At 59.7% G+C, this 22,105-nt stretch carries 15 protein-coding genes; 13 read left to right on the top strand and 2 right to left on the bottom strand.

Annotated features, from left to right (window positions below; translation table 11 throughout):
- The first annotated feature begins 31 nt into the window (after positions 1-31).
- The 4 genes from V9K67_RS14525 (at position 32) to V9K67_RS14510 (ending at position 3,053) form a co-directional block, all read left to right on the top strand.
- On the top strand, positions 32-931 hold the full coding sequence (locus tag V9K67_RS14525; protein ID WP_336723618.1) for a helix-turn-helix domain-containing protein: 900 nt from the start codon (positions 32-34) through the stop codon (positions 929-931).
- Positions 932-1,053: 122 nt separating this feature from the next.
- The gene (locus tag V9K67_RS14520; protein ID WP_336723616.1) at positions 1,054-1,989 is read left to right on the top strand and encodes a ring-cleaving dioxygenase; all 936 of its coding nucleotides are present in this window, start codon (positions 1,054-1,056) and stop codon (positions 1,987-1,989) included.
- Between the two features lie 72 nt (positions 1,990-2,061).
- Entirely contained in the window at positions 2,062-2,697 is a 636-nt protein-coding gene (locus tag V9K67_RS14515) for an alpha/beta hydrolase (RefSeq protein WP_336723614.1), read from the top strand.
- 2 nt (positions 2,698-2,699) lie between these two features.
- Positions 2,700-3,053: a cupin domain-containing protein gene (locus tag V9K67_RS14510; protein WP_336723612.1), complete on the top strand. Its 354-nt coding sequence runs from the start codon at positions 2,700-2,702 to the stop codon at positions 3,051-3,053.
- 74 nt (positions 3,054-3,127) lie between these two features.
- Here V9K67_RS14510 and V9K67_RS14505 read toward each other — a convergent pair whose 3' ends face one another.
- Positions 3,128-3,358, bottom strand: a complete 231-nt coding sequence (locus tag V9K67_RS14505) for a hypothetical protein (RefSeq protein ID WP_336723610.1) — start codon at positions 3,356-3,358, stop codon at positions 3,128-3,130.
- A gap of 7 nt (positions 3,359-3,365) precedes the next feature.
- Here V9K67_RS14505 and V9K67_RS14500 point away from each other — a divergent pair, with 7 nt between their 5' ends.
- On the top strand, positions 3,366-3,929 hold the full coding sequence (locus V9K67_RS14500) for a TonB-dependent receptor domain-containing protein (RefSeq protein ID WP_336723608.1): 564 nt from the start codon (positions 3,366-3,368) through the stop codon (positions 3,927-3,929).
- 245 nt (positions 3,930-4,174) lie between these two features.
- On the opposite strand, the gene V9K67_RS14495 is transcribed toward V9K67_RS14500, so the two are convergent.
- A complete protein-coding gene (locus tag V9K67_RS14495) occupies positions 4,175-6,661 on the bottom strand; it encodes a TonB-dependent receptor (RefSeq protein WP_336723606.1) in 2,487 nt (828 codons plus the stop codon).
- A gap of 453 nt (positions 6,662-7,114) precedes the next feature.
- On the opposite strand from V9K67_RS14495, the gene V9K67_RS14490 reads away from it, so the two are divergent.
- The 8 genes from V9K67_RS14490 (at position 7,115) to V9K67_RS14455 (ending at position 22,028) form a co-directional block, all read left to right on the top strand.
- Positions 7,115-8,239: a formylglycine-generating enzyme family protein gene (locus tag V9K67_RS14490; protein ID WP_336723605.1), complete on the top strand. Its 1,125-nt coding sequence runs from the start codon at positions 7,115-7,117 to the stop codon at positions 8,237-8,239.
- Positions 8,240-8,682: 443 nt separating this feature from the next.
- Positions 8,683-11,553: a TonB-dependent receptor gene (locus tag V9K67_RS14485; protein ID WP_336723604.1), complete on the top strand. Its 2,871-nt coding sequence runs from the start codon at positions 8,683-8,685 to the stop codon at positions 11,551-11,553.
- Between the two features lie 70 nt (positions 11,554-11,623).
- A complete protein-coding gene (locus V9K67_RS14480) occupies positions 11,624-12,517 on the top strand; it encodes a DUF1259 domain-containing protein (protein ID WP_336723603.1) in 894 nt (297 codons plus the stop codon).
- Between the two features lie 313 nt (positions 12,518-12,830).
- A complete protein-coding gene (locus V9K67_RS14475) occupies positions 12,831-13,742 on the top strand; it encodes a PstS family phosphate ABC transporter substrate-binding protein (protein ID WP_336723602.1) in 912 nt (303 codons plus the stop codon).
- A gap of 369 nt (positions 13,743-14,111) precedes the next feature.
- A complete protein-coding gene (locus V9K67_RS14470) occupies positions 14,112-15,326 on the top strand; it encodes a sterol desaturase family protein (RefSeq protein WP_336723601.1) in 1,215 nt (404 codons plus the stop codon).
- A 532-nt stretch (positions 15,327-15,858) separates the two neighbouring features.
- Entirely contained in the window at positions 15,859-18,879 is a 3,021-nt protein-coding gene (locus V9K67_RS14465) for a SusC/RagA family TonB-linked outer membrane protein (protein ID WP_336723841.1), read from the top strand.
- A 41-nt stretch (positions 18,880-18,920) separates the two neighbouring features.
- A complete protein-coding gene (locus tag V9K67_RS14460) occupies positions 18,921-20,381 on the top strand; it encodes a RagB/SusD family nutrient uptake outer membrane protein (protein ID WP_336723600.1) in 1,461 nt (486 codons plus the stop codon).
- 24 nt (positions 20,382-20,405) lie between these two features.
- Positions 20,406-22,028, top strand: a complete 1,623-nt coding sequence (locus V9K67_RS14455; RefSeq protein WP_336723599.1) for an arylsulfatase — start codon at positions 20,406-20,408, stop codon at positions 22,026-22,028.
- The last annotated feature ends 77 nt before the right edge of the window (positions 22,029-22,105 follow it).

Here is a 22,105-nt window from a genome sequence, read left to right as displayed (position 1 = left end):
TACATTACGGATAATTTTCAAACACCAGCATATGAAGGAGGAGCAGCGGCGCATCACCCAATACGACGGCCTGTACGGGGAACGGCATGCCCGGACGGGCACGGAATACCTGTTTTCCGAACTGCTGGAAACCCGCAGCCATCAGTTCGGCTGGGACATCCGTCCCCACCTGCATCCCCAGTTGTACCAGCTGTTCTTTATTCCCCAGGGGCCTTTTGATTTTATTACCTCCAGCGACCGCCGGCAGCTGGAGGGGCCCTGCCTCGTATTCATTCCCCCGGCAGCCCTGCACGGCTTCAGCTACCAGCCCGGCGCTACCGGGCGCATCCTGACGCTTTCCGATACGCTGGTGGACACCCTGTTTCCCGGCGAGGAACTGCTGGCGCCGATGCTGCCCCAGACCTTCTGCCTGACCGTCTTTACCGACCGGTACCCGCCGCAACGGCTGCAGGGACTGCTGGAAGCGGTGGACGAAGAGCTTTTTCAAAATGGGGCCGGCAAGCCGCTGCTGCTACGGGCCTGCCTGCAGCAGCTGTTCCTGGTGCTCTACCGGCTGTGGCGGCACCTCCCCGACACTGTCCCTGCCACCAGGGGTCCGGAAACGGCCGCCCTGGGCTACTTCCGAAAGTTCCAGCAGCGCCTCCGCCAGGCAGGCGCTACCGATACCATCGCCCAGATGGCTGCCGGCCTGGGCATCAGCCCGGTGCACCTGAACCGCGTCTGCCGGGCAGTGACCGGCCAGCCGGCCGGCCGCCTGCTGCAGGAGCACCTGCTGGAGGAGGCCCGCAAATACCTCACCCATACAGCCTACTCCGTTTCGGAGATCGCCTACCTGCTGCAGTTTGAATACCCGAACTATTTTGCCCGCTTCTTCCGGAAGCATACCGGCCTTTCGCCCTCCCGGTTCCGCCAGAAGGAGGAAGAAAAATAACAAAGCGCCCAAGGCGCCGCCCCCTTCGAGGATTTGTACAACAATATCCTTTATCCGGCTATTTACCGGGCGCCGCCGGCAACCGAAATTTGCCGAAGTAAATCATCAGTAAATAAAAGCAAATGGAAAATAACATATTAGGACTGCACCACATTACCGCCATTGCCGGCGACGCCCAACGCAACTACGACTTCTATACCCGGGTGATGGGGCTGCGGCTGGTGAAAAAGACCGTTAACTTCGACGACCCCGGCACGTATCACTTTTACTTTGGCGACGAAGTAGGCACGCCGGGCACGATCCTGACCTTCTTTCCCTGGGTAGGCATCGCCCCCGGCCGTACCGGCACGGGCATGGCCACGGAAATCGGGTATGCCGTTCCCGCCGGCAGCCTGGAGTTCTGGCAGGACCGCTTCCTGCGGACCAACACCGTGCAGGGCGAGCGGGTGCAGCGCTTCGGCGAAGACATCCTGCCCTTTCAGGACCCCGACGGCCTGCAGCTCAACCTGGTCGTGCCCAAAACCGCCGACGGCCGCACGCCCTGGCAAACCGGGGAGGTGACCGCCAACGTGGCCACCCGGGGCTTTCACAACATTACCCTGACCCTGCGGAAGATGGACGCGACGGCCCGGATCCTGACCGACATTTTCGGCTACCGCCTGCTGGCCCAGGAAGGCAACCGCTACCGTTTTGTGACCGATGCCGTGCCCACCGCCCAGGTCGTAGACATCGTGGAGGCGCCCAATGAGCAACCCGGCCATGTGGTCGGCGGCACCAACCACCACGTGGCCTTCCGCGTGAAGGACGATAACGTGCTGATGGAGTTTCGTGAAAAGGTCGCCCGCCAGGGACACGGCATCACCCCCAAGATCGACCGTGACTATTTTTACTCCCTGTACTTCCGGGAACCCGGCGGCGTCCTGTTCGAGATCGCTACCGACAACCCGGGCTTTACCCGCGACGAGGCCGTCGGCGAACTGGGCTCGGGCCTGAAGCTGCCCGCCCGCTACGAGGCGCACCGCCGGGAAATCGAGAACATCCTGCCCGCGATAAGCTAAGAGATAAAGAGGGGAAAGAGAGAAGGGAAAACACCTTATTTTTTGAAAAACATTTAAAGGAGCATTGATACCATGCATCAGAAAAAAATCATTACCGCCGGCAAAGCCCTCGACAGCAACAGCAAGGTGCTGATCCTGCTGCACGGCAGGGGCGGCAGCGCCGAAGACATCCTGTCCCTGGCCTCGTACCTGAAAGTGGACGACTTTACCCTGCTGGCCCCGCAGGCCACCAACAACACCTGGTACCCCCTGTCCTTCCTGGCGCCCCCGGCCCAGAACGAACCCTGGCTGTCCTCCGCCCTGAGCCTGCTCGAGGAAGTGGTGGAAGACGTCCAAAGCAAAGGGGTGCCTGCGGAAAACATCTACTTCTGCGGCTTTTCGCAGGGCGCCTGCCTTACCCTGGAGTTCGTTACCCGCCATGCAGCCCGCTACGGCGGTGTGGCCGCCTTCACCGGAGGCCTGATCGGCGACCGCATCTACCCCGGGAACTATCAGGGCGACTTCGCAGGCACGCCGGTATTCATCGGCAGCAGCAACCCCGACCCCCATGTGCCGGTGGAACGGGTGTATGCCACCGCCAACATCCTCAGGGATAAGAACGCCGCCGTGACCGAAAAGATCTATAACGGCATGGGCCATACGATCAACCCGGACGAGATCCAGCTGGCCAACAGCCTGGTCTTTGCCCCCAAAACCGTCAATCAGTAACTATGTTCCCTATTGTAAAAGTGTACAGCGATGCGATGGGGGACAGCCATTTCGAAGACCTGGCTGTTCCCCTGAAGGAAGCGGGCGACATCGGGGCGCTGTCCGATGCCTTCCCCGCCCGGGAAGTGATCTTCCGCGAGGTGGCGCCTACCTACGACTACGACTTTCATACCGCCCCGCAGCGGCAGTACATCGTGCTGCTGGACGGCGCCATTGAAATAGAGACCTCGCTGGGCGAGAAAAGAACCTTCCGGGCGGGAGACGTGCTGCTGATGGAAGATACGGAAGGCAAGGGCCACCGCACCCGCAACCTGCAGCCGGCCAAAAGAAAATCCATTTTCATCACCCTGCCCTGAGGCGCAGGGCAACACATAATAATAAAGCCCCCGGCAACAACCGGGGGCTTAACAATATATACAAGCTTTAATTCTTAAACCGGGACGGACGCCTGGTCCTGGGAAGCCGCCAGCGAAAACTGCCGGCAATTCCGACGGAGGACCTGTTCCACCTGGTGCACCCATACATTGATATCCCAGGGCTTTTCGATAAAAAACTGGACGCCGGCCTGGTAAGCCGAACGCACTACGGCCCGCACATTACCCGTGCCCCACATCACCACCGGAATGTCCTGAAAATGAGGGTTGGCCTTCAGCTTCCGCACGCATTCAATGCCATTTTCCCTGGGTAAGCAGGCGGCCCTGTGGTACCTGTGGCTGGACCAGGAGTTCGTGTACGTGGGCGATGAAGGCGTGGTGGAGCCGGGCGGAAGCACCCGCCGCTGGGGCGCCGACCTGTCGGCCCGCTATGAAGTGCTGAAAAACCTGTTTGCCGATGCCGACCTGAGCTTTGCCCGGCCGCGGGCCGTCGGACTGCCCAAGGAGGAGCGCCTGCTGCCCCTGGCGCCGAAGCTGACCAGCGTAGGCGGTATCACCTTCCGCAGGGATAAAGGCTGGAACGGCAGCCTGCGCTACCGCTACATGGCCGACCGGCCTGCCAACGGGGACAATTCGGTGGTGGCCAAAGGCTATCTCGTGGTGGATGCCGCCCTGAACTACAGCCGCAACGGCTGGGAGGCGGGCCTGTCCATCCAGAATGTGCTCCATACCCGATGGAAGGAAACCCAGTTCGATACCGAAAGCCGTCTGCAACACGAGCCGGCAGCCGTATCGGAAATTCACTTCACCCCCGGCACCCCGTTCTTCCCCCGCCTGAGCTTTGCGGTCTTTTTCTAAAACGACTTTTATGGGCATAAAAAAAGCCCCGAGTAGAAACAAGGGGCGACTAACGATTGCTTGCCATATGAAAATCTTCAATCTTGTGGCGGTCACGGCCGGGGCCGCTGACCCAATATTTTGGAGGCGTTACTTACTGATTGAGGACACAAAGGTAATGGTTGAGCTTAAACGATTTACTGGATTAGTGTTAAAACATTAATAAAGACGGTCCCGGGGCCGGCAGCGGCCGGGACCGCCCATTTTTAAAACTCTTTTTCTCCAAATTCACTGGACGGCAGCTTCAGCTTCTTGGTCAGCTTGTTCAGGTTAAAGCTGAGGTTCAGCAGGAACACGTCGGTTTCATAAACATAGTTGGTGGTGGTATAAAAGTCCTTGCCCCAGGTGCTGATGCGCTGCTGGTTGGCGCCGAGCAGGCCCAGGTCCATGTTCTGCCAGAGCAGTTGCGCCGACAGCCGGCCGTTCAGGAACGTTTTCTTTACAAACGAGTGGGGCGTCAGGAAGCGGGAGTCCTCTCCCTGGGCCGTGGCCCGTTCCGACAGGTAGTTGACCGAGGCGCCCAGGCTGAAGGTTTTGGTCAGCTGCACGCTGGCGTTGCTGTTGACCGAATACACCCAGCTGCTGTTGTGCACCGGCAGGGTGCCGTTGAAAATGCTGCCTTTGATGGTGTAGCGGTAGACATTGGCGCCCAGGTAAAACTGCAGCCAGGAGGCGGGCTTTTGCGTCAGCCCCGCTTCGGCGCCCCAGGCATCGGCCTTGCCCGCGTTGGTAAAGAGGCGCAGCAGGATGGTGTCGTTGTACACCTGGTTTACCCGCTGGATGGGGTTTTTCACCCGCTGGTGGTACAGGGTAGTGAAGACCGATCCTTTCTTGCCCTCGCGGATGATGCCCAGCTCGCTCACCTGCGCCAGCTCGGGCAGGATGTTGGGATCGCCCTGTTCCAGGGTTTCGGAGTGCTCGCGTTCGGGCAGCGGGTTCAGCTCCGAGTTGGTGGCCCTTTTCACCCGGCTGCTGTAGGCGGCCTTGGCCTTCCAGCCCGGTGTAAAGGTGTACAACAGGCTGGCGGAAGGAAACAGGTTTTTCAGATCAAGTTGGTTGGTTTGGGCGTCGCGGGAAAAATACAGGTCCCGTTGGGCGTATTCGTAGCGCAGGCCGCCATTGTATTCCAGGGCGCCCGTTTTGGCCGCGTACTGGCTGTAGACGGCGTGGATGCGGTTCTCGGTGGTCAGGTCGCTGGAGAAGGCCGGGTCCGTCACGTATTGGTCGGAATGGGGCAGGAGGGTGCGGTACCGAAAGTTGCCGTCCTGGTGGTCCTGGCGGTACAGGTAGCCGCTTTCCCACTGGCCCTTGCCGATGGGGAGGGCATAGTTCAGGCCGGCCCGGTAGCCCCGGATCGGGTTGGTGTAGGTGTTGTAGGTGTACTGGGTGGTGTCGGCCGAGCCGCGGAAGGGCGTGTTCAGGTTTTGGGTATTCCCCCGCAGCCCGGCGTATTCGTACAGCAGCGAGGCGGTCAGCGCCGAGCGGTTCCGGAAGGTATGGGTGTAGTCAAAGTTGGCGAGGGCGAAGGTTCCTTTTTTCGTTTGCGTGTTGTCGTTATAATAGGATGTTTGACGCGTTACCTGCTTGGTCTGGAGATCGGTTTGGGTGTTGGTGTACCACAGGTCGGCGATCCGGGCCTGGAACTTATAGCCGGTATAGAGGCCCAGGGAAACTACATTTTGCTTGTCGGCGGTGTAGGTGGCGGACAGGCGGGCCGCGTAGTTGTAGCGGTTATAGCTGCGTTCCCCGACGGAAGGGAAGGAGGTTTGGGTGGTGCCCCTGCTGGTGCGTACGTCGCCCTCGCGCCGGCCGCCGGCATCGTTGCGCAGGTAGTTGAGGCCGGCCGACAGGTCCCAGGAACCCTTTTTGTAGCCGAGGGTGGCGTCCGCGCCGAAGCGTACCGGGCGCTGCTGGTTGTCGTAGGTATGTACGGCCGGAAGGCCGCCCTGTGCGTTCAGTACGGCGGAAAAGCCGTCGCCGGTTCCTTTCCTGGTGACGATGTTGATGATGCCCGCCTTGCCGTCGGGGTCGTATTTGGCCGAGGGCGCGGTGATCAGCTCGATGTTCTCGATGCCGTTGGCCGGCAACTGCGACAGCAGCGTTTGGGCATCGGTTAGTACGGGCTTGCCGTTGAGAAATACGCTGAAGCCGCCCGAGCCCCGGAAGGTGATCTCACCCTGACCATTGACCGAAACGGAAGGCATGTTCCGTACCACGTCCAGGGCGGTGCCGCCTTTGGCCGCCTCGAACTGGTCGGCCGCGTATACCTGTTTGTCAATCTTGTTATAGGCGGAGGCTTTGCGCCCGCTGACGGTAATGGCATTCAGGAGGCCCGCTTCGGGCACGACGGCCAGGTTGCCGATGTTTATCTTATTGTTACCTGTCAGGTTGATGCCGGAAAAAACCTTTTTCTGGTACCCAACAAAGCCGGCCACCAGGTAGTAGCTGCCGGGTTCCAGTTTCCCAAGGCTGAAGGAGCCGCCGGTACCGGCCAGGGCGCCGCCCGCCAGGGACGAGTCGGTGGCTTTGTAAAGCGATACGGTGGCGTAGGGCAGCGGCTGGCCGGTAGCCTGGTCCGTTACCTGCCCGTGCAGGGAGCCGTTCTGGGCCTGGGCCGTCGTGGCCAGCAGGGCCGGGAGCAGTACGGCCGGGAGTTTTCGAAGGGGGTTGCCGGTGGCAGAGAATGACTTCATGAATGCTGGTTAAAGGTTTCCGGACTGCCGCGGGGAAGCCCGATATTTCGGTTGGTTTTTAAGTCCACAAAAATAGTAGACTGATGGGTTCGTCCCAATTTAATTTAAAAACGGGGCTGCCCGGGGCGAAGAAAAAGAAAAAGTTTGGTCGAATGAAAAGAATGCCGTTAACTTTGTCTACTGAATTTGTAGACTAATTGGCCGCACCGGGTATGTCGTTAACCGCCGATGTATATTTGGTGCGCCCCATTATACGGACGTTTTTAAAACTAGTTACATGGTGCCATTCATAAAACCCTTCAGGGCGGTGGTCATTTCTCTTTGTACAGCAACCGCAGGTTGTTGTCCCTGCTGTTAGATTTCTGTGTTCCCATAAACGAGGGCAGGAGCCCGGGCGCGGCCTGGAGGCCCCTGCCTTTTCCATCATCGCTTTTTTGAAAGTTTTCGCTTAATATGAAAGTTGTTCCCTTATTGTATTCCCTGCTGCTGGCAGCAGCACCGGCATGGGGGCAGGCAGGTCCCAATGCCGCTTCCGTATTGCCCATAACGAAGGTGCAGCCCCTTTGCTGCGCTTCGGCTATTCCTGCCCGTTTCAAGCCGGCGACGCCGGCCCCCGATTCCATCCATGCTTCTCCCGCCCCTCCCTCCGGGATGGTATGGATCAGGGGCGGCACCTACCAGATGGGTGGCGACAACGACCAGGCCGGGGCCGACGAATACCCCAAACATGGCGTTACGGTCCGCAGCTTCTGGATGGACGCCACCGAAGTAACCAACGCCCAGTTCGCCGCCTTTGTTAAGGCCACGGGCTATATGACCACGGCCGAACGCAAGCCCGACTGGGAAGAGCTGAAACAGCAACTGCCCGAAGGCACGCCCAAGCCGCCGGACAGCCTGCTGGTGGCGGCCTCGCTGGTGTTTACGCCCCCTTCCCGGGCCGTGGCCCTGAACGATTACAGCCAGTGGTGGACCTGGCAGTCCGGCGCCGACTGGCGCCACCCCCAGGGACCGGGCAGCTCCATCGAAGGAAAGGACCACTTCCCGGTGGTGCATGTTTCGTGGTTCGACGCCCAGGCCTATTGCAAATGGGCGGGCAAGCGCCTGCCTACCGAGGCGGAGTGGGAGTGGGCCGCCCGGGGCGGGCTGTCCAACCAGGTATACCCCTGGGGCAACGAAGGCCTGGACGTGGGCAAGGTAAAGGCCAACACCTGGCAGGGGCATTTCCCGGACCGGAACAAGGCTACCGACGGCTTTGCCGGCCTGGCGCCGGTGCGCTCCTTCGCCGCCAACGGCTACGGCTTATATGAGATCGCCGGCAACGTCTGGGAATGGTGCAGCGACCTGTACCACAACCAGTACTACAGCCAGCTGGCCGGCCAGGGAACCGTCAACGACCCCCATGGCCCCGAAAGCAGCTACGACCCCGAAGAACCCTTTGCCCGCAAGCGGGTGATCCGCGGCGGTTCCTTCCTCTGCAACGACGCCTACTGCTCGGGCTACCGGGTAGCCCGCCGCATGAAAAGCACCGAGGACAGCGGCATGGAGCATTTGGGCTTCCGCTGCGTGAAGGACCAATAGACAATAGGCAATAGACAATGGGCATTGGCTTTCCTGAAGACCTGGCAGGTTTTCAAAATCTGTCCGGTCTGATCGGGCCATATTTCTTTCTGGGGAATAGGGTGGATTGTATATTTTTTATTTCCATTCAATAAGAATTTGTTATTGTAAATCAATGTTTTGTGCTGCTGTAAGAGGGGGCATGGAGCCCCTTTTTGCCAAAAAATCAAAAGAAGATTTGGTGAAGTGAATTTTTCAACGCTACATTTGTCTACCAAAAAGGTAGACTAATGCAACGCAAAACCGCCAAACCGTTCCGCTTCATCCCCAGTTCCATCGCCTGCTGTTGGTGCGAATAGGTCCACCCCGGACCCCGAAACAGCACTTCACCAGATGAACTTTTTTTGATGACCCCTTTTTTGCAAAAAACAGGCAACCGCCTTTCTATGCCCCAAACAAAACAAATGAACCATTTTATTAAAGCCAGCCTCCTGATCCTGGCCTTCTTTTCCATACAACCCCTTTTTGCCCAGGAAAGCAACATCATCGAGGTGACCGGCCAGGTAACCGACCAGCAGACGCACGCCCCCCTGGGTGGTGTGAGCGTAGGCATCCGCGGCGCCGTTTCCGGTACCACCACCAACGACTCGGGCTACTTCGCCCTCCGCACCCGCCTGAAGTTCCCCTTTACCCTGACGTTCTCCTCCATCGGCTTCCAGCAGCAGGAGTTCGAAGTGAAAAACAGTGCTTCCAAACTCTCCATTGCCCTTACCACCCAGACCGTGCTGGGCAACGAAGTGGTGGTGACCGCCTCCCGCTCCGAGGAAAGCCGCCTGAAATCGCCGGTGGCCATCGAAAAGCTCGACATCCGCGCCATCAAGGAAGCGGCCGCCCCGGGCTTCTACGACGCCCTGGAAAACGTAAAAGGCGTGCAGATGCTCACCTCCAGCCTGACCTTTAAAGTGCCCAACACCCGCGGCTTCAACGTACCCAACAACTTCCGCTTCCTCCAGCTGATCGACGGCGTGGACATGCAGGCGGCCACCCTGGGCGTACCCCTGGGCAACGCCATCGGCGCCACCGAGCTCGATATCGAAGCGGTGGAGATCACCCCTGGCGCCGCTTCGGCCCTCTACGGCATGAACGCCATCAACGGCATCGCCAACCTGCAAACCAAAAGCCCCTTCAAATACCCCGGCCTGAGCGTATACCAGAAAGTGGGCGTGAACCATGTGGACGGCACCGACCGCAATCCCAGCCTGCTGCGGGAAACCTCCGTGCGCTACGCCCAGGTTTTTAACAACCGCTTTGCCTTCAAGATCAACGCCAGCTACATGAAGGGCACCGACTGGGTGGCCAACGGCCTGGTGGACCAGAATCCCCAGGGCCTCCGCACCGCCAACCCCGCCTTCCCGGAGCTGTCGGGCGACAACAACCCCGCCCAGGACCAGTGGAGCCGCTACGGCGACGACCGCCAGGCCCGCCAGGCGATCTCGGTGAACTACAAAGGCAAGACCGAGACTTTTAACGTGGCCCGTACCGGCTATTTGGAAAAAGACCTGATCTACCCCGACGTGCGCAACCTGAAATTCGACGGCGGCCTGTTCTATAAATTGAACGACAAGCTGGAAGCTTCCTACAGCTACCGCTACGGTATCATGGACGGCGTGTTCCAGCGCGGCAACCGCATCCAGCTGAAGGACGTGAGCGTACAGAACCACAAGTTCGAACTGAAAGGCGCCGACCTGCTGTTCCGGGCCTACGTGCTGAAAGAAAATACCGGCAAATCCTATAACCTCAACCCCCTGGCTTACAGCCTCGACCTGAGCCACGCCTCCAACGCCGACTGGGCCACTAAGTTCAAGACCGAGCTGCAGGCGCAACTGAATAACAACGTGGAGCTGGCCGCCGCCATGAAGGCCGCCCGTGCCGCCGCCGATGCCGGCCGCGCCGAACCGGGAACCGCCGCTTTTGAAACCCTGAAAAATACCATCGTCAATTCCAACAACTGGGACGTGAAGTCCGCTTCGCTGCCCAACGGCGCTCCCAACGGCGGTGCCGCGGTCTGGCAGTTCTCCAACACCTATCATGCCGACCTGCAATACAGCTTCAGCAAGATCAAGTGGGCCAGTATCCTGGCCGGTGCCGACTTCCGCCTCTACGAAGTGATCCCCGACGGCAACACCTTCGTGGACCTGTCGCGCCCCCTGAGCGAGCGCACGATCTCCAAGGACGGCTCCTTTGGCGCCAACCAGTATTATAAAAAATACGGCGGCTTTGTGCAGATCACCAAGCTGCTGCTGGACGACAAGCTGAAACTGACCGCTTCCGGCCGCCTGGACCACAACCCCGAGTTCTCGCCCAAGTTCAACCCCCGCGTAGCCGCCGTTTATACCGTGGCCCGCAAACACAACTTCCGGGCATCCTTCCAGAACGGCTACCGCTTCCCCGCCCTGTTCGAGGCCCTGTCGTTCCTCAACAACGCCAGCGTGCGCCGCGTAGGTGGCCTGGCCCGGGTGAACGAAGGCATCGGCTTCCTGGAGAATTCGTATACCCTGACCTCGGTGGATGCTTTTACCGCCGCCGTGAACAACGACGTAAGAGGGGGCATGACCACCAACAATGCCGCCCTGAAGAACCGCGCCCTGCTGCAGGTAGCCAACCTGCCGGTGATGGCGCCGGAAAGCATCCACTCCTTTGAAGTGGGCTACAAGAGCGCCCTGCTGAACAACCGCCTGGTGCTGGACTTCGACGCCTATTACAACCGCTACAAAGGCTTCCTGGGCCAGGTAGAGGTAGCCGTGCCCACCTCGGGCGCCGTAGGCTCGGATGCCGCCGTGCAGGACATGACCGTGCGGGCCAAGCAATCGCGCTACCGGGTATACACCAACGCCAAAAACACCTACAACAGCTATGGTTCTTCGGCCGGCGTAACCTACAACTTCTACAAAAAATTCACCCTGTCGGGCAATGCCAACTACAACAAGCTGTCGGCCAACCCCAACCCCGATATCTTCCAGACCGGCTTCAACACCCCGGCCTGGGTAACCAACGTATCGCTGAGCAACCGCGAGATCGTAAAAAATATCGGCTTCAACGTGGTATGGCGCTGGCAGGACGTAGTTTTTTGGGAAAGCACCCTGGCCAACGGGCAGGTGCCGGCTTATTCCACCATCGATGCCCAGGTGACCTTCCGTGCCCCAAAGCTGAAGTCGTCGCTGAAGCTGGGGGGCAGCAACCTGCTCAACAAACGCTACATCCAGTTCGCTGCAGGTCCCACCATCGGCGCCCTGTACTATGCCTCCATTACCGTGGACGGGCTGCTGAAAAAGTAAACCTCTTCCAGGTGAACGGCAGCCCCAGGGCTGCCGTTCTTCTTTCAAAAACATCATAAATCCTCCGGCCATGAACCATTTGCCCGCAACCGTTTTTTTCAGCCTGGCCCTCTCCGCATCCACCCTGCTCCCTGCCGCCGCCCAGGCCCCCAGGGCCTTAGATATAACTGCTTTGGAAAATGCTGGCCTGGCAGGCATAAAGGAGAAAGGGGCATATAACGTCACCATTCCCCGGTCCGACCTGGACGTGGTGGTGGACGGCTTCCGCATTACCCCCGCCATGGGCCTTCGTTCGCGGGCGGTGTTTACGCCTTCGGGCCGCGGCGCCCGGGTGGCGGCCGACCTGGTGGTAGGAGAGGACCGCCTTAAAGGGTTGCAGCAGGAGATCAGCCGCCAGGGGTTGGCCATCACCGCGGTGCACCACTACCTCGTGCGCCATTCGCCCGGCATCCTGTGCGTGCACCTGGGCGGCAGCGGCGCCACTGCTTCGCTGGCGAAAAAAGTGAAGGCCGTGCTGGACCAGGTGGCCGCCCCGGCTGCCGGCGGGCCCGTGGCCGACAGCGTGGAGAACCGGCTGGATACGCAACAGCTCGACAAGATACTTGGCCAAACCGGCACCATGAACGGCGGCGTTTACCGGGTGGCGATCGGTGAGGATAACAAAGGGCGGAACGCCCCGCCGCTGACCTGGGCGGCCTGGCAGGGAACGCCCGAAAAAGCCGCCGTGGCCGGCGACCTGGCCCTGCCGCGCCCCGGGGTCAGCGCCGTGGTCAAAACCCTGGTCGACAGCGGCATCGAGGTGCTAACCGTGCAAAGCCCCGTGGTGCCCGGCCGCCCCGACCTGTACCTGGTGCATTACTGGGGTACCGGCAAGGCCGAAACGCTGGCCAAAGGCCTGAAGGCCGCCTTAAAGCAACGGACCAAAAGCACCGCCGCTCCCATGGACATCATGGGTGGTGATTGAGGGCAAAGAGTTCGGAACCCTGGAAAGACCTTTCCCTTGCAAGCGACCTTCGAGGGTTCCGAACTCTCGGCTTACCCTACACGATCTCCCTTGATTACCCGTATTGCCGGTGACGGCGGTGCGGGTTTTTTTATTTTTCCTATATGAAATTTTTTTGTTTTGCAATACGAAGCGCTTATATTTGTCTACCAAGTTTGTAGACTAATATTTCCTGCTCGGAATGAGTGCTGTTAACCGCCGGCCCTGCTCGTTCCTTCATCCTTTTTCATTCCCTGGTTTATATCCTCTTAATCGTAATTAAACATTTCCGAACATGAAAAAGCTATTCAACGGGGCCGCGCCCGCACTGTTTTCCCTGCTCCTGCTTTCCGCTTCCTTTACCCGGCCCGATCCGAAGCCCCAGCTGAAAGGTACCATCACGTATTCCGGCACCCGCTTCCTCTACCCGCTGGTGGAAAAATGGGCTGAGGAATTTTCAAAAGCCCATCCCGGTGTTCACTTTACGCTGAGCCGCGGCACCGGCAAGGTGGCGGATATCGAGGCTTCGGCCGCTCCCGTCAAGGTAAAGGATTCTGCCCGGGGGCAGTACACGGTGGTCAGCCGGTTTGTGCTGGTGCCGGTGATCAATGAAAAGAACCCGCAACTGGCCAGCCTGCAGCAAAAGGGCCTGTCGAAAGAAGACCTGTACCGCCTGTACTTCGGAAAGGAAAGCCCCTCCGGTGGCGCCCAGTCGGCCAGCCCCCAGGCCGCCGCCAACCCCTGGGCGCCGGTAAAAGTGTATGCCCGCGGCGCCTGCGCCTCGGCCACCTTTTCGGACCATTTCGGCAAAAAGATCAAGGACCTCAATAACCTGGACGCCAGCATCAGCGACGACAAGGTGCTGTTGCAGAAAGTATTGTCCGACAGCCTGGCCCTGGGCTACAACAACCTGGGATTCGTCTATGACCTGCGGACCCGCAAGCAGCAGCAGGGCATCCGGGTAGTGCCCATCGACCTGGACGGCAACGGCCGCATCGACCCCAAAGAAAACTTTTACGACAACCTGGACCAGCTGATCCGGCGCAAGGAAAAAGAGCCCGCCTCCCTGCCGCCGGTAGGCGACCTGACCCTCATTTACAAAGGCGAGCGCCCCGAGGTGAAAGCCTTCGTGGAATGGGTACGCACCAAGGGGCAGGCCTACAACCACGCCTACGGGTTTTTAAATCCGGCTGTGGCTGGACGTTAGACCTCTCCCCCGGTCTCGCCAGAGGCGAGACCACCCCCTCCCCACATAGGGAGGGGGATCGTAGCTCCGCGGGAGAAGTTCATGGAAGGCAGCAGCTAAAGCTGGCCTCCCAAAATGGCTTCGGTTTTTATTGCATTTTTCTTTCTTTATAAACTACTCCCGCGAAGCCACGCTGCTTCACCCCTCCCTATGTGGGGAGGGGTCGCCACGCCGAAGGCGGGGCGGGGGAGAGGTTTTACGCCCGGCTGCCGGCAAGGCCCTGTTGTCTTTGTCCGTTTCCTTAATGAATCTCCAACAGCTTTTCCGCAGGCTTGCCGCCTGTGGAAAAGCCGCTTTGTTTTGTGTTATCCGGAAGGTAAAAATTGACGCATGAAGCACCTGAATCTTATGGCTTTTGCCATTCCGTTTTTTTTGTTCTTTATCGGCTGGGAGTATGTGTACAGTCTTCAAAAAAACAAAAAGCTTTTTTCCTTTGCCGAATCCATCGCCAACCTCAACGTGGGAATAGGGGAGCGGCTGTCCGACCTGTTCACCACCGGCTTTTTCTATTTTTTCTTCAGCTATATCCACGAACACTACGCCCTGTTCGATATAAGGCCGGGGGTCGTTACCTGGGTACTCCTGTTTTTGTGTACCGACCTGGTGTGGTACTGGTACCACCGGGCGGCCCACGAGATCAACCTGTTCTGGGCGGTGCACATCGTCCACCACCAGAGCGAGGATTTCAATTATACCGTTTCGGTGCGCATCACGCTGATGCAGGCGGTGGCCCGCAGCCTGTTCTGGTCCGTTTTGCCCCTGGTGGGCTTTCCCCCGGAAATGATCGCCATCTTGCTGCTGGTGCACGGCGCCTACCCGTTCTTCACCCATACCCAGGCCGTCGGGCGGCTGGGCTGGCTGGAGTACGTGCTGGTAACCCCCTCGCACCACCGGGTGCACCATGCCTCCAACGAATTGTACCTGGATAAGAATTATGGCGATATGCTCATCATTTGGGACAAGCTGTTCGGCACCTTTCAACCCGAAACCGAACCGCCGGTCTATGGATTGACCCAGCCGCTCAAAAGCTACAGCTTCCTCTGGCAGCACTTTCATAATTTCCTCGAGCTGGCTGTAGCCGTGCAGCGCACCCGCGGGCTGGGAGCGAAGCTGGAGCTGCTGTTCAGCAAGCCCGAGACCATCGACCCCCGGATCCGCCCCCTGCTCGAACGGAGGCTGCTGCACCGCGAGAACGTGCGGCCTACCAAAGCCCTGAACCAGTACGTAGCGGTGCAGACGGTGCTGACCCTGGTGGCGCTGTTTCTGCTGGTGCTGCTCGAATACTACCTGACGTCCGTGCAGCTGGTGCTGGCGGCCGCTTTTATCCTGGTGAGCATGATCACCACGGCGGCCATGCTGGAGCAGCGCCGCTGGATCTTCTACCTCGAGCTGGCCCGGGTGGCCCTGCTCCTGGCCTTTATCAACCAGTATGCCCTTAGCCCGAACTTCGGCCTGGCCTGCGCCGCCCTGTTCGGTCTGCTGCTGCTGTTCAACCGGACCCTAGGCCACCGTTACTGCAACCTGTTTTATACAGTGCCACGGTAATCCATAAACGCTGTTTGCAACGGCTGCCCGCAGTTCACGGTATTACCACCGGGGGCTGTGGGCGGCCTATGGCCGTTTTTTTGAAAAAATGCAAAAAAAGTTTGTGCATATTCCAACCTGGTCTATATTTGTCTACCAAATCAGTAGAGTATTCATTCCGGAAGAGTACTGTTAACCGCCAGCGCTACTCCCGGGCATCACTGTTAAAACTTACAGCAATGTATTTATGTGAACATGCATCTCCCCGTGCGGTAAAGTCCTGTTATTGTCCTTCGGTCGCTTGTACCTGTTGACGCAGTCCTTTTGCCGTTAAGGCCCTCCCATCATTTTCCCGTTTCTTTTTTCCGGGGCAACAGGGGTGTATTCAGGCATGTCCGCAGGCGGTTTGCAGGCATGTTTGGCCCCTGTTGCCTTATTCTAATAGCTTTTTGTATTCCTTTCAACGGGGATCGGGCCCTTATTGCCCATCCCTTCCAACAACAGCAACATGAAAAATAGTAGAAACAGCCGGCCGAAACGCCGTTCTGCTTTGGTGCAATTTATAGCGCTCGCCCTGTTTACCGGTTCGGTTACTACCGCCCAGGCACAGTCGAATATCGTTCTTTCCGGTACCGTCGTGGACAAGGCTACCCGCCTGCCGCTGGCCGGTTCCACCGTACATATCAAGGGTACCACCCACGAAGTGGTGACCAACGAAAAAGGGGAATTCAAATTCGTTACCGGCCAGAAGCTGCCGGTGACCTACACCATCAGCTATGTGGGCTACCAGACGGCCGACCTGGTGCAGGACAAGGACGGCAACTTTATCGCCGTGCTGGAACTGTCCGGAAACCAGCTGAACGACGTGGTGGTGGTGGGTTACGGCCGCCAGAAGCGCAGCGACGTGACCGGCTCGGTAGCCTCCGTGTCGGCCAAGGCGCTGAACCAGCCCGTGAGCTCGCTGGACCAGGCCCTGAAAGGGGCGGCCCCGGGCGTGCAGGTGACCCAGACCTCCGGCCAGCCGGGCGGCGGCGTCAGCATCCGCATCCGCGGCGGCTCCTCCATCCAGGGCGGCAACGAGCCCCTGTACGTCATTGACGGTTTCCCTGTTTATAATGAAGCCGTCACCGCCGGTACGCTGTCGGGTACCAACGTCAACCCCCTGGCCTCCATCAACGCGGCCGATATCGAAAGCATCGACATCCTCAAGGATGCCTCGGCTACCGCCATCTACGGCTCCCGCGGCGCCAACGGGGTGATCATCGTGACGACCAAAAAAGGAAAGGCCGACCGCACCCAGATTTCCTACAACGGCAGCTATGGCGTGCAGTCGCTGCGCAAAAAGATCGGCCTGCTCAATGCCAAAGAATTTGCCCAACTGCGCAACGAGGTGCTGTACGACGTGACCCCGGCGAAAGGCCCGAACCAATACCTCTCCCAGGCCGGGATCGACAGCCTGGGTGAAGGCACCGACTGGCAGGATGCAGCCTTCAGGCAGGCGTCCCAGCAGGCCCACCAGCTGTCGCTGAGCGGCGGTACCGCCAAGACCCGCTATTCGGTTTCGGGCAACTATTTCGACCAGGACGGCATTATCCGCAACACCGGCTTTAAGCGGGTCAGCGGCCGGGCCAACCTGGATGTGAATGCCACCGAGCGGCTGAAATTCTCCGCCAGCCTGACCGCCAGCCAATCCGACGCCGACGTAGCGCCCACCGGTATCGTGGCCGGCCTGCTGACCATGCCGTCCACCGCCACCATCTACGACCCCAATGGCGGATACACCCTGCGCAACCCCTTCGAGAACATTTTTTCCAACCCCATTGCCGTCCTGAACGAGCAGAAGAACCAAACCGCCACCACCCGCCTGCTGGGAACCACCTCGGGCGAGTACACCCTGCTGAAAGGCCTGGAGCTGAAAGTGCTGCTGGGCGTGGACCTGAACAACGGCAAAGAGGTCAGCTATATCCCCTCCACCATCTACGAGGGCTCTTCCACCAAGGGCAGCTCCTCCATCGGCATTCTCAACTCCAGCTCCTGGCTGAACGAGAACACCCTGACGTACAACAAGACCTTCGGACAACACGCCTTCGACGTCCTGGCCGGCATTACCCAGCAGGAGTACAGCCGCGACATCGTCCGTACCGGCGCCCAGCAGTTCGTGACCGACGACCTGCAGGAGAACAGCCTGCAAAGCGGCGCGGTGACCACCAAGCCGTATTCCGACAACACCCGCTGGGTGCTGCATTCCTACCTGGGGCGGGTAAACTATAACTACAAGCGCCGCTATTTCGCGACGGCCAGCCTGCGGACCGACGGTTCTTCCCGCTTCGGCTCCGGCAACAAATGGGGCTACTTCCCCTCCGCGGCCCTGTCGTGGAAGGTGAGCAGCGAACCCTTCTTCCACTCGCTGGGCGGCAAGATCTCCGACCTGAAGCTGCGCACCAGCTTCGGCACCACCGGCAACCAGGAGATCGGCGAGTACAAGTCGCTGGCCACCCTCAACCCCCTGAACTACCTGTTCGGTAATGCCCAGGTGACGGGTTTTGTGCCCAGCCGCATCGCCAACGAGCAGCTGGGATGGGAAACCACCGTGCAGTACGACGCCGGCATCGATCTGGGCCTGCTGCAGAACCGCCTGGCCCTGACCGTCGACGGTTATTATAAAAAGACCCGCGACCTGCTGCTGAACGTGGAAATTCCCTGGACCACCGGCCAGGCTTCCGCCCTGCAAAACTTCGGTTCGGTAGAGAACCGCGGTGTGGAGATCGCCCTGAATTCGAAAAACCTTACCGGCGCCTTCCAGTGGAACACCGGCCTGAACCTGTCGGTGAACCGCAACAAGGTGCTGAGCATCGGCAACGGCGCCTCCAGCTACATCAGCGGCAACTACATCATCCAGGTAGGTCAGCCCCTCGGCGCTTTTTACGGAACCGTTACCGACGGCATCCTGCAGACCGACGAAGTGGCTAAAAAAGGTGCCCTCACCGGCAGCGCCGCTCCCAAGGCCGGCGACCGCCTGTACCGCGACATCAACGGCGACGGCACCTTCACCACCGCTGCCGACCGCACCATCATCGGCACCGCCCTTCCGAAATACACCTACGGCCTGACCAACGATTTTTCGTGGAAAGGATTCGACCTGTCGGTGCTCTTCCAGGGCGTGCAGGGCAACAGCATCCTGAACGGCAACCGCCAGACCCTGGAGCTGTTCACCGGCCAGCAGAACGCCTCCGACGTGGCGCTGCAGCGCTGGACCGCCACCAACCCCAGCACCACCATCCCCCGGGCCAAGCTCGATCCCGCGCCGGTGTTTTCCGACCGCTTTATCGAGGACGGTTCCTTTGTGCGGCTCAAGACCCTCAGCCTCGGCTACAGCCTGCCGGCGGAAGCGCTCAAACCCCTGAAACTGTCCGGCCTGCGGCTGTACGTGGTGGGGCAGAACCTGCTGACCTGGACGAAGTACTCCGGCTTCGACCCCGAGGTGACGTCGGGTAACAACGTAACGCCGGGCAACGATGCCGGCATCTATCCTGTTTCCCGCACCATCAACGCCGGTGTTTCCGTGAATTTCTAAAACCCGATCCCATGACGCATCAACGACTCTTTATACCCGTAATGAAAAAGATATTTTTTGGTTCCCTGGCAGCCCTGGCCCTGACCGGCTGCTCGAAGCTGGACGAAAAACCCGCCTCTTACCTCACCACCGGTGAATTTTACCAGGACGGGGTACAGGCCACCGCCGCCGTGAACGGCGCCTACCGCAAACTGTACGAAACCGGCCAGTCGCTCTACAACAGCCTGCAGCAGATCGGCGTGGAAATGGCCACCGACGACTACGAAGCCGGTCCCCGTGCCCGTAACGCCCACGTCCGTGCCATCTCCGGTCTCACCCACGACGCCTCCAACGACCGGATGGAACAGCTGTGGAAGCAGAGCTACGACGCCATCAACGTTTCCAATATCGCCATCGACCGCATTGCCGCCATCGATGCCGGCAAGATCACCGAAAGCCTGCGCCTGCGGCTGACCAACGAAGCCAAGTTCCTGCGGGCCCTGCACTACTTCAACCTGGTGCGCTGGTTCGGTGCCGTGCCCATCGTGCTGCACGAGACCACCACGCTCGACGCCGGCACACTGGCCGTGGAAAAATCTTCGGAGGAAGAGGTGTATGCCCTGATCAAAAAGGACCTGGCCGATGCCTCCGCGCTGCCCGCCAGCTACGGCTCCGGCGACGTAGGCCGTGCCACCTCCGGCGCCGCCAAGGCCCTGCTGTCGAAGGTGCACCTGACCCGCAAGGAATGGCAGCAGGCGGCCACCCTCAGCGGCGAAGTGATCAGTTCCTCCGTTTACGGCCTGTTCGACGATTATGCCGACGTGTTCAACGTGGCCACCAAGAACGGCAAGGAGCACCTCTTCTCCGCCCAGTTCCAGGGCAATGCCAACTACCAGGGCAACAGCCTCGCCAGCCGCTCGGCGGCCAACGAGGTGCCCGGCATCAACGGCGACTATGCCGACGCCCTGCACAAGGAAGGCAAGCTGTACGAAAGCTTCAGTGCCCAGGACAAGCGCAAGGCCGTGACCTTTATTTCGGAAATGGTGTCGCCGACCGATAAAAAAACCTACACCTTTGAGCCGCATTTCCACAAATACTACGATCCCTCCGTGGTGGGCAACCAGGGCCAGTCGTCGAAGAACCTGCCCATCCTCCGTTTTTCCGAAGTGCTGCTGATCCGGGCCGAAGCCCTGAACGAGCTCAACGGTGCTCCCACTACCCAGGCCTTCGAAGCCATCGACGCCGTCCGCAAGCGGGCCGGCATCCCGCAGCTGAAGGACATTGCCCCCGGCCTGACGGTGGACCAGTTCCGCGACTCCGTCTTCCAGGAGCGCCGCCGCGAGCTGACCTACGAGTACCAGCGCTGGTTCGACCTGGTGCGCCGCGGAGCCGACTATTACGTCAAAACGCTGAAGGCCGCCGGCAAGACCCTGGCCGCTCCCAAGCACCTGCATTTTCCCACGCCCCAGCGCGAGCTGAACCTGAACCCGAAACTGAAACAGCACCCCGACTGGGTGAATTAATACAACCGCAACCTTTCTTTTCTCATGAAAAAGTTTTTCCTTCTTTTTTCCGCGATCGCGGGCCTGCTGGCAGGCGCCAGGGCCCAGGGACAAAGTGCCAAGAAGCCCAACATCATCCTGATCATGGCCGACGACATGGGCTATTCCGATCTCGGAGCCTTCGGCTCTGAGATTAAGACTCCGAATATCGACCGGCTGGCCGGCGAAGGCCTGCGCTTCCGGGAGTTTTACAACAACTCCATCTGCGCCCCCACCCGGGCTTCCCTCTTAACCGGGCAGTACCAGCACAAGGCCGGCGTTGGCTATTTCAACGTGAACCTGGGGCTGCCGGCCTACCAGGGTTATCTGAACCGCCAGTCTTTGACGCTGGCCGAGGTGCTGCGCAACAGCGGCTACAGCACCCTGATGTCGGGCAAATGGCACGTGGGCGACGACAGCGCCGCCTGGCCCAACCAGCGCGGCTTCGACCACTTCTTCGGCTTTATCGGCGGCGCCAGCAACTACTTTGACATCAGTCCCTTCCCCGAAAAGGTGCCGCCCGTGCCCCTGGTGAAGGACAACCGCCGCCTGACGCTGCAGCCCGGCCAGTACCTGACCGACGAGATCGGCAACAACGCCCTGGAGTTCCTGACCGAACAGGATAAAACCGGCAAACCCTTCTTCCTGTACCTGGCCTTCAATGCCCCGCACTGGCCCCTGCAGGCCCTGCCCGAGGACATTGCCAGGTACAAGGGTAAGTACGACATCGGCTGGGACTCCCTGCGCAGCCAGCGCCTGGCCCGCCAGCGCGAGCTGGGCATCCTGACCCCCGGGCAGACCATCAACGTCCGCGACTCGCTGGTGCCCGTATGGAACAACCTCAGTTTTGAGGAAAAGCAACTGTGGAAAGCCAAGATGGAGGTGTACGCCGCCATGATCGACCGGCTGGACCAGAACGTAGGCCGTGTGCTGGCCAAGCTGAAGGAGCTGAAAAAGGACGACAATACCCTGGTGGTGTTCCTGTCCGACAACGGCGCACAGGGTGGTTATGCAGTTTCCGGCCGCCGCCGCCCTCAGCGCAATTCCGGTCCCCTGGGCACTGCCGGCTCGTACGGCTACCAGGAGGAGAACTGGGCCTATGTCTCCAACACCCCGCTGGACAATTACAAGAACAACATGCACGAAGGCGGCATCAGCGCTCCCTTTATTGCCTGGTTCCCCAGGCAGATCAAAGGCGGCAGCATTGCCAAAGGCACCGGCCACCTGATCGACCTGGCTCCGACCTTTTACGAGCTGGCCGGCGCTGCCTATCCGAAAAAGTATAACGGCCAAACGCCCCACCCGCTGGCCGGCAAAAGCCTGGTACCCGTGTTCACCGGCAAGCTGAACGAAGTGGACCGCGGCGAGCCCATTTTCTGGGAGCGGGCCGGCAACCGTGCCGTACGCAAAGGCAAATGGAAGCTGGTGTCCACGTATCCGTCTTACAAATGGGAGCTCTACGACCTCGAAGCCGACCGCGGCGAGACCCGCAACGTGGCCGGCCAGTACACCGACGTGGTGAACGAGCTGTCTGCCGCCTACTTCGCCTGGGCCGAAAAGACCGGCGTTGTAGACTACGAGAAGATCAAGCCCAAAGGCGGCTTCTATATTCCCGGAGCCGACAGATAAAAGTATTTCGGATGTCGGATGTCGTCTCGCCCTAGGCGAGAGGAACCCTTCAAAGGAGAAAGATTCCTACTGCTATC

This window comes from Huijunlia imazamoxiresistens (genome assembly GCF_037132455.1).
In the GTDB taxonomy this organism is placed as follows: domain Bacteria; phylum Bacteroidota; class Bacteroidia; order Chitinophagales; family Chitinophagaceae; genus Flavisolibacter; species Flavisolibacter imazamoxiresistens.
Note: the sequence above shows the minus strand (reverse complement) of the source record. Positions and strands in the feature narration are given on the sequence as shown.

Bases quoted from the DNA above. Each gene is read 5' to 3' on its own strand.
- V9K67_RS14470 (WP_336723601.1), top strand. From the start codon at position 14,112: ATGAAGCACCTGAATCTTATGGCTTTTGCCATTCCGTTTTTTTTGTTC.
- V9K67_RS14520 (WP_336723616.1), top strand. From the start codon at position 1,054: ATGGAAAATAACATATTAGGACTGCACCACATTACCGCCATTGCCGGC.
- V9K67_RS14455 (WP_336723599.1), top strand. From the start codon at position 20,406: ATGAAAAAGTTTTTCCTTCTTTTTTCCGCGATCGCGGGCCTGCTGGCA.
- V9K67_RS14460 (WP_336723600.1), top strand. From the start codon at position 18,921: ATGAAAAAGATATTTTTTGGTTCCCTGGCAGCCCTGGCCCTGACCGGC.
- V9K67_RS14495 (WP_336723606.1), bottom strand. From the start codon at position 6,661: ATGAAGTCATTCTCTGCCACCGGCAACCCCCTTCGAAAACTCCCGGCC.
- V9K67_RS14500 (WP_336723608.1), top strand. From the start codon at position 3,366: ATGCCATTTTCCCTGGGTAAGCAGGCGGCCCTGTGGTACCTGTGGCTG.
- V9K67_RS14490 (WP_336723605.1), top strand. From the start codon at position 7,115: ATGAAAGTTGTTCCCTTATTGTATTCCCTGCTGCTGGCAGCAGCACCG.
- V9K67_RS14525 (WP_336723618.1), top strand. From the start codon at position 32: ATGAAGGAGGAGCAGCGGCGCATCACCCAATACGACGGCCTGTACGGG.
- V9K67_RS14485 (WP_336723604.1), top strand. From the start codon at position 8,683: ATGAACCATTTTATTAAAGCCAGCCTCCTGATCCTGGCCTTCTTTTCC.
- V9K67_RS14475 (WP_336723602.1), top strand. From the start codon at position 12,831: ATGAAAAAGCTATTCAACGGGGCCGCGCCCGCACTGTTTTCCCTGCTC.
- V9K67_RS14510 (WP_336723612.1), top strand. From the start codon at position 2,700: ATGTTCCCTATTGTAAAAGTGTACAGCGATGCGATGGGGGACAGCCAT.
- V9K67_RS14515 (WP_336723614.1), top strand. From the start codon at position 2,062: ATGCATCAGAAAAAAATCATTACCGCCGGCAAAGCCCTCGACAGCAAC.
- V9K67_RS14480 (WP_336723603.1), top strand. From the start codon at position 11,624: ATGAACCATTTGCCCGCAACCGTTTTTTTCAGCCTGGCCCTCTCCGCA.